General features: G+C 45.7%; 11 protein-coding genes and 1 tRNA gene. 7 read left to right on the top strand and 5 right to left on the bottom strand.

Annotated features, from left to right (window positions below; translation table 11 throughout):
* Nucleotides 1–63: 63 nt before the first annotated feature.
* The 3 genes from AWH61_RS02220 to smrA all read left to right on the top strand — a co-directional run bounded on the left by AWH61_RS02220 (nucleotide 64) and on the right by smrA (nucleotide 1,145).
* Nucleotides 64–138: transfer RNA gene (locus AWH61_RS02220), tRNA-Arg, on the top strand.
* A gap of 132 nt (nucleotides 139–270) precedes the next feature.
* Entirely contained in the window at nucleotides 271–396 is a 126-nt protein-coding gene (locus AWH61_RS20275) for a hypothetical protein (RefSeq protein ID WP_014948577.1), read from the top strand.
* A gap of 161 nt (nucleotides 397–557) precedes the next feature.
* Nucleotides 558–1,145 carry a DNA endonuclease SmrA gene (gene smrA, locus AWH61_RS02215; RefSeq protein WP_014948576.1) on the top strand — a complete coding sequence of 196 codons (588 nt, stop codon included), beginning with the start codon at nucleotides 558–560 and terminating at the stop codon, nucleotides 1,143–1,145.
* Nucleotides 1,146–1,315: 170 nt separating this feature from the next.
* Here the strand turns inward: smrA and AWH61_RS20075 are convergent, their stop codons facing one another.
* Both AWH61_RS20075 and purL read right to left on the bottom strand, forming a co-directional pair.
* Entirely contained in the window at nucleotides 1,316–1,456 is a 141-nt protein-coding gene (locus tag AWH61_RS20075) for a hypothetical protein (RefSeq protein ID WP_162889815.1), read from the bottom strand.
* A gap of 259 nt (nucleotides 1,457–1,715) precedes the next feature.
* Entirely contained in the window at nucleotides 1,716–5,603 is a 3,888-nt protein-coding gene (gene purL / locus AWH61_RS02210; RefSeq protein WP_075176119.1) for a phosphoribosylformylglycinamidine synthase, read from the bottom strand.
* A 176-nt stretch (nucleotides 5,604–5,779) separates the two neighbouring features.
* Here purL and mltF point away from each other — a divergent pair, with 176 nt between their 5' ends.
* Both mltF and AWH61_RS20070 read left to right on the top strand, forming a co-directional pair.
* Nucleotides 5,780–7,183, top strand: a complete 1,404-nt coding sequence (gene mltF / locus AWH61_RS02205) for a membrane-bound lytic murein transglycosylase MltF (RefSeq protein WP_069943872.1) — start codon at nucleotides 5,780–5,782, stop codon at nucleotides 7,181–7,183.
* A 267-nt stretch (nucleotides 7,184–7,450) separates the two neighbouring features.
* Nucleotides 7,451–7,606, top strand: coding sequence for a hypothetical protein (locus AWH61_RS20070; protein ID WP_014975860.1), 156 nt, complete (start codon nucleotides 7,451–7,453; stop codon nucleotides 7,604–7,606).
* Nucleotides 7,607–7,707: 101 nt separating this feature from the next.
* Here the strand turns inward: AWH61_RS20070 and tadA are convergent, their stop codons facing one another.
* Complete coding sequence (tadA, locus tag AWH61_RS02195; RefSeq protein ID WP_014948572.1) at nucleotides 7,708–8,331, bottom strand: tRNA adenosine(34) deaminase TadA; 624 nt, start codon at nucleotides 8,329–8,331, stop codon at nucleotides 7,708–7,710.
* 323 nt (nucleotides 8,332–8,654) lie between these two features.
* On the opposite strand from tadA, the gene AWH61_RS02190 reads away from it, so the two are divergent.
* On the top strand, nucleotides 8,655–8,882 hold the full coding sequence (locus tag AWH61_RS02190; RefSeq protein ID WP_014975858.1) for a hypothetical protein: 228 nt from the start codon (nucleotides 8,655–8,657) through the stop codon (nucleotides 8,880–8,882).
* A gap of 75 nt (nucleotides 8,883–8,957) precedes the next feature.
* Here the strand turns inward: AWH61_RS02190 and AWH61_RS02185 are convergent, their stop codons facing one another.
* The gene (locus AWH61_RS02185) at nucleotides 8,958–10,925 is read right to left on the bottom strand and encodes a monovalent cation:proton antiporter family protein (protein ID WP_083605845.1); all 1,968 of its coding nucleotides are present in this window, start codon (nucleotides 10,923–10,925) and stop codon (nucleotides 8,958–8,960) included.
* 263 nt (nucleotides 10,926–11,188) lie between these two features.
* Between AWH61_RS02185 and AWH61_RS02180 the strand changes: the two genes are divergently transcribed.
* A complete protein-coding gene (locus AWH61_RS02180) occupies nucleotides 11,189–12,088 on the top strand; it encodes a GGDEF domain-containing protein (RefSeq protein WP_075176116.1) in 900 nt (299 codons plus the stop codon).
* 125 nt (nucleotides 12,089–12,213) lie between these two features.
* Here the strand turns inward: AWH61_RS02180 and tilS are convergent, their stop codons facing one another.
* Nucleotides 12,214–13,539 (bottom strand): tRNA lysidine(34) synthetase TilS, encoded by a 1,326-nt coding sequence (gene tilS, locus AWH61_RS02175; protein WP_075176115.1) that lies wholly within the window; start codon nucleotides 13,537–13,539, stop codon nucleotides 12,214–12,216.
* Nucleotides 13,540–13,582 lie beyond the last annotated feature (43 nt).

Raw genomic sequence — 13,582 nt, 5'->3', positions numbered from 1 at the left:
CCTTGTTGACAAAGGGTTTCGTATTTTCCCGAACTACGTATAATAAAACTCCCTACGCATTAGGTCCCCATAGTTTAATGGATAAAACAAGGCCCTCCTAAGGCTTAGATGTTGGTTCGATTCCAGCTGGGGACGCCATTAATTGCGCAACGTTTCTGCTTTTTAGTAAAGATGCTTATACACACCGTCGCCTGTAATATTGAAGAATTTATTATACTTTGGTTGTAATTTAGCCAATTTAAGTAATACTCTTCAAAACAGGAGAGCATTATGACTTTCGATTTCCCCCCACCTGATAACGCTGATAGTTGTGCCGAAACAGCTGAGCAGTGCCCATTTTCTGAAGAAGAGTGGGATGCTATTGAAGCTTTAGCGGAACCCGGTGCCATTTACTAAACGATGATTTTTAGAATTTAATCCCCACTTTATAATTACACTGTAATCGACGGTGCTGCTGTTCGTTGCGCCCGGTGATATATCGAGCGGTTATGCTCCATAGACCAACGGGGCAGAAATAGCGTATAAAAGATAGAGAAGTAGCTTATACGGGGATTAATATGAGCCAATTTGAAAACGACGATATCGATTCGTTTTTTGCAGAAATGCAAGATGTAAAACCAATCGCTTCAGATGATAAGGCTTTATTACACGATCCTGAAAAGGCGCTCGCTGAAAAACAAAAACGAGCGGCTAGGCAGTTAAGCGTCCGCGAAAAACTCGCTAATCCACTGAGCATGGAAGGTGTAAAGCCGGTACCCCCTGATGATTTCATACACTTCCAGCAGCCCGGTATTCAAGACGGCGTTTTTAAAAAACTTCGCCTTGGTAAATACCCTCTAGAGGCCAACGTAACACTTTCAGGGAAAACCTTAGAACAAAGCCGAGACCTGGTTTATAGCACCATTAAATCTAGTCACGAACGCGGGGTTCGTGCACTGCTCATAAAACATGGAACAGGTGAAAATAGCAAACCCTTTCCCGCTTTGAAAAAAAGTTATGTTAACCATTGGCTAAGAGAACTAGACGAAGTCATTGCCTACCATACGGCTCAACCGATGCACGGAGGCTTTGGTGCTACATATGTGCTTTTGAAAAAGCATCCGCAGCAGAAATTAATTAACAGAGAAAAAAATAAGAAAGGATAAAATGAGAGGCAAGAACTCGTTGAGTCAGCTTTGCTTTTTTGGGCTTGTCTTTAGGTGTAGCTTTTAGGCTTTTCTCATGAAGCGCTATATGCTGAACGTTTTTATTGTCCCCTAATGATTAACGCCCGTATCAAGCAACTTGATACGGGCGTTAGAATTTTTCTTTCAGACTACTTAACTGAAGACTGCACACTTAGCGTTGTTGGAGCTTCGGCAGACTTCGCAGATGTGCTAAAAACAGCAGTTACGAACATCAGCACTACAGCTACAGCCACTCCGGTTAAGCCAAACCCTTTAGAAGAACGATTCATCGGTCGTCTCTTATTATTTAAACCAGCTGGCGCATGCCTTTCACTGGTACAACCCTAACTCAACTCCTGTAACCTAATCGCATTCCTTGCTTGCACTACAATAGATCAGTGACAAACTGATGACAAGGGCAAAAATCAGATTTTTGACACTTTGCCAAAGCTTTGACACCTATTTATGGTATGAACGTTTATTAAACAGTATTTTTTCGAAAGATAAACAGGGGTTTCCCCCTGTTTTTATCGAACTAACAGTGCTTTGTTACCCAACAAATTTACGGGCATTTCTGAAGATACGCATCCACGCACCATCTTCTTGCCAATCGTCTGGACGCCACGAGTTTGCCACGGCTCTGAATACACGTTCAGGGTGCGGCATCATAATTGTGCTTCGCCCGTCCTGTGAAGTTAAGCCTGTGATCCCCTGCGGTGAACCATTCGGATTTGCCGGATATTGCATGGTTGGCTTGCCGTAGTTGTCTACGTAACGCATCGCCACCTGCGCGCTTACTTGTGACAGCGCGTTGTCATTGGCAAATTCAGCTTGGCCTTCACCGTGCGACACAGCAATAGGCATACGCGAACCTGCCATGCCATCAAGCAGCACAGACTTAGACTCCATCACTTCGACCATTGCAACACGAGCTTCAAATCGCGCCGATTGATTGGTCACGAAATGTGGCCAATGCTCAGTACCCGGAATCAGTGATTTAAGGTTCGATAGCATCTGACAGCCGTTACACACACCTAAGCTGAACGTATCGTTACGGTTGAAGAAGCCTTCAAACTGGTCGCGAGCCATGCTGTTGAACAATATAGATTTCGCCCAACCTTCACCTGCACCTAATACATCGCCGTAAGAGAAACCGCCACAAGCCGCAAGGCCCGCAAACTGTTCAAGAGTAATGCGACCAGCCAACACGTCACTCATGTGCACATCGATAGCATCAAAGCCTGCACGAGTAAATGCAGCCGCCATTTCTAGATGCGAGTTTACGCCTTGCTCTCTTAATATCGCCACTTTTGGCTTAACGCCTTTGGCAATATAGGGCGCTGCTACGTCTTCGTTTAAATCATAAGACAACGCAGCATGCAAACCTGGGTCGGCAGCATCTTGCTTTGCCGCGTGTTCTTGTTCAGCACACTCAGGGTTATCACGCAGTTTCTGCATTTCAAACGTGGTTTGTGCCCACGTTGTACGCATTGATACGCGGCTATCTGCAAGTACCGCAACGCCACCGCGACTAAACTCAATCATGTCGGTACTATTAAGCGTACCGATATCGTGAGTCAATTCAGTTAAACCAAATTCAGTCAGTACTGCGTTAACGGCATCCATATCGCTTTCAAGCACTTGGATTACGCCACCTAGTTCTTCATTGAACAATACGGCAATGTCGTTTCCAACTAGGCTATCAAGGTTAATGCTTACACCTGTTTTACCAGCAAAGGCCATTTCAGCAACGGTGGTAAACAGGCCACCGTCTGAACGGTCGTGATAAGCACACACCAAGCCTTTCTCGATAAGCGCCTGCATAGCGTCAAAGAAGGCTTTAAGGCGAGTTGCAGAAACCACATCTGCGGGGCTATCGCCAAGCTGAGTATAGACTTGTGCCAGGCAGCTCGCGCCCAAGCGATTTTTCCCTTCGCCCAAATCGAGTAGTAACAAGCGGCTTGCGCCTTTGTCTGTACGTAGCTGAGGCGTTAGGGTTTTGCGAATATCTTTTACTGCGCCAAAGGCAGAGATAACGAGTGATAGCGGAGAAGTCACCGCTTTATCTTCACCGTTTTCATTCCATGCGGTTTTCATCGACATAGAGTCTTTACCCACAGGAATGGTTAGGCCTAGCTCTGGGCAAAGCTCCTCACCCACTGCTTTAACCGCTTCATAAAGACCCGCATCTTCACCTGGGTGTCCAGCTGCTGCCATCCAGTTTGCTGACAGTTTAATGCGCTTAATATCGCCGATGTTTGCTGCGGCAATATTGGTTAACGCTTCACCCACAGCAAGACGTGCAGACGCGCCGTGCGATAGTAACGCAACAGGCGTACGCTCACCCATCGACATCGCTTCACCGTGGTAGGTGTCAAACGCTGTTGCAGTAACCGCCACATCTGCCACTGGCACCTGCCATGGGCCTACCATTTGATCGCGACTTACAAGGCCGGTAACCGAGCGGTCGCCAATGGTGATAAGGAAGGTTTTCTCTGCCACGGTAGGCAAAGATAAAATGCGATTTGCTGCATCACTTAAGGTAATGCCTGCCTCGTCTAGTGCTGGCGAGCTAACCTTGGTCGAGCTTACGTCGCGGTGCATTTTAGGCGGCTTGCCTAAAAGTACATCAAGAGGCATATCGATAGGTTTGTTGTCAAACTGGCTGTCGTTCAGGTTGAGGTGCTGCTCGGCAGTGGCTTCACCAACCACAGCAAACGGCGCGCGTTCGCGGGCACAAATTGCTTCGAACACTGGCATATTTTCAGGCGCGACAGATAAAACATAGCGCTCTTGAGATTCGTTACACCATAGCTCCAGAGGTGTCATACCTGGCTCATCTGACAATACTTTTCTAAGTTCAAAGTTACCGCCGCGGCCACCGTCATTAACCAGCTCAGGCAGTGCATTTGAAAGACCACCTGCGCCCACATCGTGGATAAACTGAATAGGGTTGTTATCCCCTAGCTGCCAACATGCATCAATCACTTCCTGACAGCGACGCTCCATTTCAGGGTTGTCTCGCTGTACTGAAGCGAAGTCTAAGTCTTCGTTTGACTGGCCAGATGCCATTGATGAGGCTGCACCGCCGCCAAGACCAATGTTCATTGCAGGGCCGCCAAGCACAATAAGCTTAGCGCCTACCGTAATTTCGCCTTTTTCAATATGCTCGCGACGAATATTACCTAAACCACCAGCTAACATAATAGGTTTGTGATAGCCGCGCACTTCAACACCGTTGAAGCTATTGACTTCTTGTTCAAAGGTACGGAAATAACCCAGTAGCGCAGGACGACCAAATTCGTTGTTAAACGCTGCGCCACCTAGTGGGCCTTCAAGCATAATATCAAGGGCGCTTACAATGCGCTGTGGCTTGCCGTATTCGAATTCCCACGGCTGTTCAGCACCAGGAATACGTAAGTTAGATACGGTAAAACCAACCAAACCCGCTTTAGGTTTTGAACCACGACCAGTAGCACCTTCATCACGGATTTCACCACCAGAGCCTGTTGCCGCACCTGGGAAAGGTGAAATTGCCGTTGGGTGATTATGGGTTTCTACCTTCATCAAAATATCAATGTTTTCATGATGGTATTCGTATTGGTGTGACTGCGGGTTCGGGAAGAAACGACCTGCTTGCCACCCTTCCATTACCGCTGCGTTGTCTTTGTAAGCTGAATACACGTGATCAGGTAACAACTCGTAGGTGTTTTTGATCATTTTAAACAGCGACTTCTCTTGGTCCTCGCCATCAATGGTCCAGCTAGCGTTAAAAATTTTGTGGCGACAGTGTTCAGAGTTTGCTTGCGCAAACATATAAAGTTCAACGTCAGTCGGGTTTCTGCCTAGCTTAGTAAAGCTATCAAACAGGTAGTCAATCTCATCATCAGCTAAAGCAAGGCCTAACGACACATTTGCATTAACTAGCGCGTCTTTGCCTTCGCCTAATACATTTACACTGGTAAAAGTATTGGCTTCGGTATGTGAAAAGAGTACCGCAGCTTCATCAGTATTGGTGAACACTGATTCGGTCATTCTGTCGTGTAAGAAACTAGCGATAAGCGCAAAATCATCTTCACTCACACCGTTTTCTGTTTCTATATAAAACGCACAACCACGTTCTATGCGGTTGATATTTTTTAGACTGCAGTTGTGAGCGATGTCGGTGGCTTTAGAAGACCAGGGAGAGATAGTGCCGGGGCGAGGAGTAATGAGGAAGAAGGTTCCAGAAGGGGTTTGTGCTTGCCTCGCGGGGCCGTAAGTGAGCAGCTTCTCGAGTATCTCTATTTGCTGCTTAGACAAGTCACCTTGGGAATCGACTAGGTGAACATATTCGCTATATAGGTTTTTAACCCTAACGCCGGATTGACCCAGCTTTGCAATCAGTTTAGTTTGGTTAAACTCTGATAGTGCAGGAGCGCCTCGAAGGACCAACATATTGATTTACCTGGTTTGTTAGAAACAACGACCACCAATGCGACGCGTTGCCTCTTGGATTGATGAGTATTTCGGCGCGGATTATAGAGTAATTATGCGCAGTAAGTAACCTCATAACGCGCTTACATGAACTTTTTTTTAAACTTAGATGGTTTAATGACAACAAGTAAAGGTCTATGCAGTCACAAGACTATAAAAAACGATTAAAACTACAATTAATAATCATATTATCTATTGCTGTTATGAGTTGTGGCGTTCCTTCTGTTCCCACTGCCCTTTCTTCATTGTTGGAACGAGAGTCGATCCGCGTGGGAACTGTTTATGGTGCAGGAACATTTTATAACGGCGCAGAGGGGCCGCAGGGTTTTGAATATGAACTGCTGGCAGGATTTGCCGATTACCTTGGCGTGACGCTCGACCTTTACCCCTTCTACAGCTATGAAGTCATGTTAGAACAGTTAGAAGAAGGTAATCTGGACATTGTCGCGACAGGCGATGCGGTAACGCCTTCACTTAAAAGTCGTTTTGCTTACGGTCCAGCTTATCAACACGTTCAACAAGAGCTCGTCTTCCAAGCAGGGACATCGAGACCTAGAGACTTATTAGAACTTGATGCCCCTATTGTTACTGTGGCAGGTAGCAGCCAAGCTCACTTGCTGTCTAGTTTATTAGGCCAGGTAACCGACCAAGCAAGTGATAGTGAAAGCCCAATAATAAAAACCCAACTTGTTACCACCGAAGATTCTGACTCTGAAGAACTGTTACAACAAGTTGCCAATGGCGACATTGCTTATACGGTAGCAGACAGCAACCGTCTAGCTCTTCAGCGCAGGCGATATCCTAACTTAGCCGTGGCAAAAACCCTTAATGAAGATATGCCGATGGCGTGGGCACTCCCATTACATCAAGATGACTCCGTGAAAGCTGCGCTGATTGAATATTTTGGTACTGTACATCAGTCAGGCTGGTTTACGGTGTTAGAAGACAAGTACTTTGGCCATATTCGCCAGTTCGATTACGTCGACAGTCGCGCGTTTAATTATGCCGCCGAGACAGCACTTGCCCAATACAAACCCTTATTTCAACAGTATGCAGGTGAATTAGACTGGCGACTGCTTGCGGCCATGAGTTATCAAGAAAGTCACTGGGACAGTGACGCTATTTCAAGAACTGGCGTTCGCGGTCTAATGATGCTCACCATGGATACGGCAAGTGACTGGAACGTAGATGACAGAACCGATCCTGAACAAAGCATTCGCGGAGGCTCTCGTTATTTTGCCAGTTTGCTCAATCGCATACCTGCGCGAATTAGCGAGCCAGATAGAACCTGGATGGCTATGGCGTCGTATAATATTGGTATGGGCCATTTGGAGGACGCACGCATTCTTACCGAGCAACAAGGTGGCAATCCAGACCTTTGGGTAGATGTAAAGCGTCGCTTGCCACAGCTTAGGCAAAAGAAATATTACCGTACTACTCGCTATGGCTATGCAAGAGGCGATGAAGCGTTACAGTATGTGGAAAATATTCGTCGTTATTATGACAGCTTAGTATGGTTGGACGAACAAGGAAAAATTTGACGCAGTTCACCTTACTTCTCTCTTGAAAACTGTCATTTCGATGTCATCTTTGTACTGTATCCTAAAAAGAAGTTAGTCAGACACTGACTTACTTTCTCAGTAATAATTATTTTCTCAACGATGACAAGCTCTAGAAGAGCTGCAGCTCTTAAATGACAACATCTCTCGAATAAAGTGAGACTTGTTCAAATAAAGAGAGCTGCGCACGAAGGAAGAAAAGTGGTCACGAAAAACATAAAGTGGCCACAACGCGAGAAAGGAGAACAAATGAAAAAAAATCGATTTATGAAAAAAGGAATAAAATTGAAAAACAACAACAGACGCAGACTTATGCTCAAGCGTTGTCACCAAAAAGTACTTCAGCGCCGCAAGCTATTTGTTACCAGCGATATGTTCACTCAGTTAACCCGTACGCCTGGCTAAGCCACCTCTATGCCATCTGGTTCACAATGATTGACCATGTAACCGGTATATACCAAATGGGCGAAAACACGAATAAGCACAACTTCAGGCAACGCTATAAATTAGCTTGAAGCATCACCCTCTAGCAGTCTTTTCGCCTTTTTGGCAGCCTTTATCTCTTTCCTGCGCTTGCGAAAAAAATCTGACAATTTGTTAGCACATTCGTCAGCTAATACGCCAGATACAACCTCAAGTTGATGATTAAGCGCAGGATGTTGCAATAAGTTCATGACCGAGCCCGCAGCGCCTGTCTTCGCATCCTTTGCGCCAAACACCACCCGCTTTACCCGTGCATGTACCAGCATACCTGCGCACATAGAGCAGGGCTCTAATGTCACATACAACGTAGCATCAATAAGTCGGTAGTTTTGCACCGCAGCTGCTGCTTCTTTAACAGCGCGTAGCTCTGCATGCGCAGATGGGTCATTATCCGTTATCGGCGTATTGAAGCCTTCACCGATAAGCTCACCGTTTAATACTACGCAGGCGCCGACTGGCACCTCACCAATCGACTCAGCCTTATCGGCAAGCGTTAACGCATGCCTCATCCACATTATGTCTTCTTCTGTCGCGATGTCTTCCATTGCGATTTCAGTCAACGGCTCCTGCACAGCCTCTTTTTCTTGCGTTTGCTTGTTTGCAAGGTCGAAGTTTGGTGTTGGACGGTTGCTATTTTGGTCACTCATTCGTCAATTTTGCTACTTTACTTGGTGAAATTCATTAACATTTATTTTGTATTAGCTTAGGTAAACATTCTAACTTCTTAGAAAGTAATGACTTTTGTCACTTGGCAACCTACTTGCAATCTCTCATTATAACACTGCTAGTGTGATGGACTTAACAGGTTACATTTTTTACTAAAAAGTATGTTAGATAACCGCTATAGTACCTGAAGCGAAGCAGTAATTTTACCGATAAGTATTTAACTAAATACGGGGTGAATTAGGCAACAGGCCAAATTTTCACCTACACTGTTTTAAAGCCATTTGTGAGGGATACCACCGTGAATATGACCGCGATTGCAATAGTAGCCATTTGTGCCTGGGCCTTAGTTACCATTGTCGAAAGTGCAAAAGACAAAAGTAAGAAGAAACTTAGCAGCAAAGAAACCGATGCTTATAAAGCCGAAATTGCAGAGCTTAAGGAACGAGTTTCTGTGCTTGAGAAGATAGTGACAGACGAGCGCTACGACCTAAAAAAGCAATTTGCAGACTTAGAAAGCGACCGCGTAGCGTAAGCTTGGACTCACGTAATTCAACACACGTTCCATGGCAAGCGCGCTAGATTAAACAACGCTAAGTTTAACTGCGTGCTAGCTCCCTTCTAATAGTTTTCGCTCTGCTCGCTCCACACGCCGGGGTTTACCCGCAATCACTAGCACGTCATGGGCTTGCAAAATAGCGCCTTGGTCTGGGTCTTTAACTTCATTTCCATCCCGTCTTAGGCCCTTAATCGCTACTCGCATTCTCGAGAAATCGATATCTTTTATGGCTTTGCCAATACAGGAAGCGTGTTCGGACAACACTACAGCATGGATAAATTCTAACTTGTCTTCTGTGCCATAGGTGATCTCTGTTGTTTCTCCCGGGTAAAAGCCGTGCATATGATCGTAGCGACCTTTTCTCTCAGCACGAACCCGTTTCAAAATGCGAGACATCGGCACGCCGGCGTAATGCAGCACCTGCGATACCAACATCAAGCTCCCCTCTTGCAGCTCTGGCACGACTTGATTGGCACCCGCGCTGTATAGGCTTTCAAGCTGGTAGTCTCGTTTGGTACGCACCATAACATCTGTAGTGCTCGTAATGCTTCGGGTCTGCGTTATCACCTGCTTGGCCTTATCGACTTGATCAAACGTAACAAGCACAAGCTTGGCACCTTCTACATTGGCAGTAATCAATATATCTTTTTGACTCGCATCACCGAAGATGACGGGCTCTCCCGCGTTTCGGCTCTCGTGTACTCTGACAGGATCCATATCTATGGCAACAAAATGAATGCCTTCCATTTTCAGCATACGTGCTACCGACTGTCCAACGCGGCCAAACCCACAAATAATGACGTGGTTGGTTAACGGCTCTGCATTACCAAAGCTCACATTGTCATCAAACGAGATATCCTTGTTAACAATACGCCTTGCTATAGTGACGCTGTTATTCATAAGCCACGGGGTTAACGCCATACTGATTACACCCATACACACAATCAGCGATGACTGCTCTGACGTTAACACGCCGTGTGTCGTAGCAAGCGCAGCAATTACAAAACTAAACTCGCCAATCTGACAAAGTTTAACCCCAGCAGACCAGCCATCTATTGCATCGGTTTTAACTAATAGAGATGCGCCTCTTACTAAAATGACTTTAACTATCATCAAGGCAAAAACGCCAAAAACAATCTCAAACAGGCTGTTCCACAGTACAGTGAGTTCTAACTGCATACCCACGGTAACAAAAAATAACCCCATTAAAATATCTCGAAATGGACGAATGTCGGCTTCAAGTTGATACTTGTATTGGCTTTCCCCCAACATCATACCCGCCAAGAAGGCGCCTAGCGCCATGGATAGCCCGAAGTAATAAGTTAGCCCTCCTGCCAATAGGGCAATCAATATAGTGGTCAGAACAAACAGCTCGTCAGTCCTTGTTCTTGCTACCTCTCTAAACACCCAAGGTAGTAACCACTTACCCACTGACATTAGAAACGCAATTACAAACACACCTTTAAGCAACGCCTCGCCTAAAGCTAGCGCAATACTTACTTCACCAGTCTGGGCTAAAAGAGGAATAGCAATTAGGAACGGAACCACCGCTAAGTCTTGAAAGAGTAAGATACTCACCGCTAATTGTGTACGCCTGTTATTAAGAATGCCCATTTCGGTAGCTTGCTTAATTACAATAGCGGTTGAGCTTAACGCCAGCGTACCACCAATAATGATGGACGCACTCATTGGAATGCCGAGAAACAGAGGAACACAGGTAAACACTGCCGTGGTAAACACCATTTGCCCTAATCCTACACCGAATACTAAAGAGCGCATTGCCAACAATTTAGGTAACGAGAACTCAAGACCAAGTGAAAAGAGCAAAAACACTATGCCCACTTCAGCGAGCAGGTGCATTTCTTCTGGGTGGGCAAATACAGATAATAGTTGTGGACCCGCGAGTACGCCGGCAAACAGATAAGCAAGAATAGGAGGGAGATGAATGCGTTTAAATAATGCGACCGCACATACCGATATAAACATCAATATCACGATATTTAAAAAGCTCGTCCCCACACTACCTCCTAAAGCTACATAAACTTCCATTTGTAAAACAAGCGCGATAAATCACGCGATTTTACGTTTTAAACTAAAGACTAGTGCCTGAAACACTTTGTTGGCATCTAGTTTGCAAAATCCCCTGTGTAAATGCAGATCCGGCAAGTTTTGCCGCTGTGATCGCCATAAATTCCGCGAAAATGCAGATGTGGCCACAGAAACGTCAGGGCTTTGACACTTGTTTCTTTGCATATCAACGCATTTTGTATAGGGGCACTACTGTGGATTTTTCAACGTCAGTCTACGATAGCACACAACATAACAATTTTTACCCTGCTGAGAGCACAGGTAAATCACTCTCTTTTAGTGAATTATCAGGCTTTATCACGCAGCTACTTTCTACTCTTGAACTACAAGAGTTAGGTGGCGTGTATTTTCAGCAGCTAAACACGTTGTTACCTATTGTCGGGTTTAGCTTGTCTGACTTTGACTCGCGTTGGGTGTATGGTAATGCAAAGATATCGTCAACACTCATTGATTTACCACTACAAGGTGCCAATGCCCTTAATGGCGATCAAGCTCATGTCTATTACTACATTAGTTCACCCTTGTCGTTATCGCAACGGGAGAGTCTATTCCAACTGCATGATTTATTTGGAAAACAAGTAAAGCACGCTCTTTCATTGATGCGTGTGCAACAGATGGCGACTAAAGATGTGTTAACTGGCTTAGGTAACCGAGCGGGCTTTGAGCAGTCAATGACAAGACAACTCGGCTGGGCGCAAAGACACGATGATCCTTTCGCACTTTTGGTGATCGACTTAGACAACTTTAAGTATGTGAATGATAATTTTGGTCATGGCGAAGGTGACAAAGTACTTGTCCATGTTGCATCACATTTATCTAATGTTCTGCGGGATGAAGACGAAGCATTTCGCTATGGCGGCGATGAGTTTTGTTGTTTGCTAGACTGTCAGTCGCAACAGCAGCTAGCTTGTGCAGCCCAGCGTATTCAAATGAGTATCAATAGCTCTAGCTACTTATCTCGCTTAGGTGTATCAACCAGCCTTGGCGGCGCGATTTATCGCGACGGCGATACGATGAGTAGCCTATTTGACCGTGCTGACAACGCCCTGTATCGCGTTAAAAACTCTGGCAAAAATAGCTATCACGCAGCGTAACGTCGCGATTTGAATTTATCAGGATGGCGGCAAAGCAATGCCGCTTCTGCACATTATTGCCATGGATACTATAAACAAGAGTATTTAGCCCTTTTAAAAAAAGGCACTTTTAGCGCTACATAGATTCAGTCGAGACTAAAGGTTATTTCTATATCTGGCGCTTTGGGCTGCAGATAAACACAACGTCCTTCAACAATCAGTGCGATAGGCTCGTCGTTAATCAAGATTGCCGGCACGCCGTTTCGCTCCCACCTTGGCACGCGCCATACCTTAAACCATTCTTTCAGCAACTTAGATACGTTCGCATTTTCTGGCTTTACTTTAAGGTTGCGAGCATTGGTTTGCAGAGAAACGGTATCTTCTTCTCGCGCCTTTGGTACTGCAATTCGAATATGGCCTCTAAGCCAAGGAAGCGCGATATTTTGGTTGGGCACTAATTTTAGGTTTTGCGGTACTTCATGAGTAGCGTTCACCACCCAATAAAGGTCTTGGTCAAACCGTATAACCCTGCCCCATTTAAAGTTCACTTCAGGGGTTGCATCATGCTTTGCTTTTAACATAGCAAGTACTTGGTCTGTCTGCGCTTTTGAGGGCGACAGCTCGCCTTGAGCTCGAAACCACGCGCGAATGACCATAGCCTGCCACGGTAACGACAATGCAGCGAGTTGTTGCCCGTCGAGCCTGAGATCTGTGCATTTACAATCTTCAAAATATTTTTGGGCAGAATCGCTGACTAGTGCACTTTGCTCAGCACAAAGCTCGGCGCTGCGCCCCACGGTTTTTGTTAACTTAGGCCATCGCGCCAGCAAGTGAGGTATAATTTCGTTCCTTAAGAAGTTCCTATCAAAGCCATTTTGCTGATTAGATTCATCCTCAACCCACTGCAACATTTCCTCTTCGGCATAAGCCACAATCTCGGCTTTCTCTAGTGCTAGCATAGGGCGCATTATCAAGGTGTCACCTCGGTACTGAACTTCTCCCATACCCGCTAAGCCCTGAGGACCAGCACCGCGTTTGAGCTGGAGCAATACGGTTTCAAGCTGATCTTCGGCATGTTGTCCTAATAACAGTACACCGCCTATTTGGTCACACACTTCTAACAATGCGTTGTATCGAACCTTACGCGCTTCTGCTTCCAGGCTTTTTCTCGACCCCGTATCAACATCAACTCGATACAAATGAAATGCTACGTCTTCAAGACGACACTGTAATTCGCAGTGCTTTGCCCACTGTTCGGCATTATCACTTAAACCGTGATGTACATGTACAGCATGAATTGGGCTATCAAACTGCTCCCTATACGCAATAACGGCTTGGAGCAGAACGGTCGAATCCACACCACCGCTGTAAGCAACGACGAGTGGCGTTTGAAGTGGTAGCTCTACATCAGTGAGAGATGTCGCTATGCGGTTGACGATATGTTCGATTGTTGGGGATTGTAGAGGGGTCACAGACCGGTAATACCTTATTCTTTCAACGCTATATTTTACTGAG

It is taken from the genome of Alteromonas sp. W12 (genome assembly GCF_001924945.1).
In the GTDB taxonomy this organism is placed as follows: domain Bacteria; phylum Pseudomonadota; class Gammaproteobacteria; order Enterobacterales; family Alteromonadaceae; genus Alteromonas; species Alteromonas macleodii.
Note: the sequence above shows the minus strand (reverse complement) of the source record. Positions and strands in the feature narration are given on the sequence as shown.

Coding starts and splice junctions, on each gene's coding strand:
- AWH61_RS20275 (WP_014948577.1), top strand. CDS start 271: ATGACTTTCGATTTCCCCCCACCTGATAACGCTGATAGTTGTGCCGAA.
- smrA (WP_014948576.1), top strand. CDS start 558: ATGAGCCAATTTGAAAACGACGATATCGATTCGTTTTTTGCAGAAATG.
- AWH61_RS20075 (WP_162889815.1), bottom strand. CDS start 1,456: ATGAATCGTTCTTCTAAAGGGTTTGGCTTAACCGGAGTGGCTGTAGCT.
- purL (WP_075176119.1), bottom strand. CDS start 5,603: ATGTTGGTCCTTCGAGGCGCTCCTGCACTATCAGAGTTTAACCAAACT.
- mltF (WP_069943872.1), top strand. CDS start 5,780: ATGCAGTCACAAGACTATAAAAAACGATTAAAACTACAATTAATAATC.
- AWH61_RS20070 (WP_014975860.1), top strand. CDS start 7,451: ATGAAAAAAAATCGATTTATGAAAAAAGGAATAAAATTGAAAAACAAC.
- tadA (WP_014948572.1), bottom strand. CDS start 8,331: ATGAGTGACCAAAATAGCAACCGTCCAACACCAAACTTCGACCTTGCA.
- AWH61_RS02190 (WP_014975858.1), top strand. CDS start 8,655: ATGACCGCGATTGCAATAGTAGCCATTTGTGCCTGGGCCTTAGTTACC.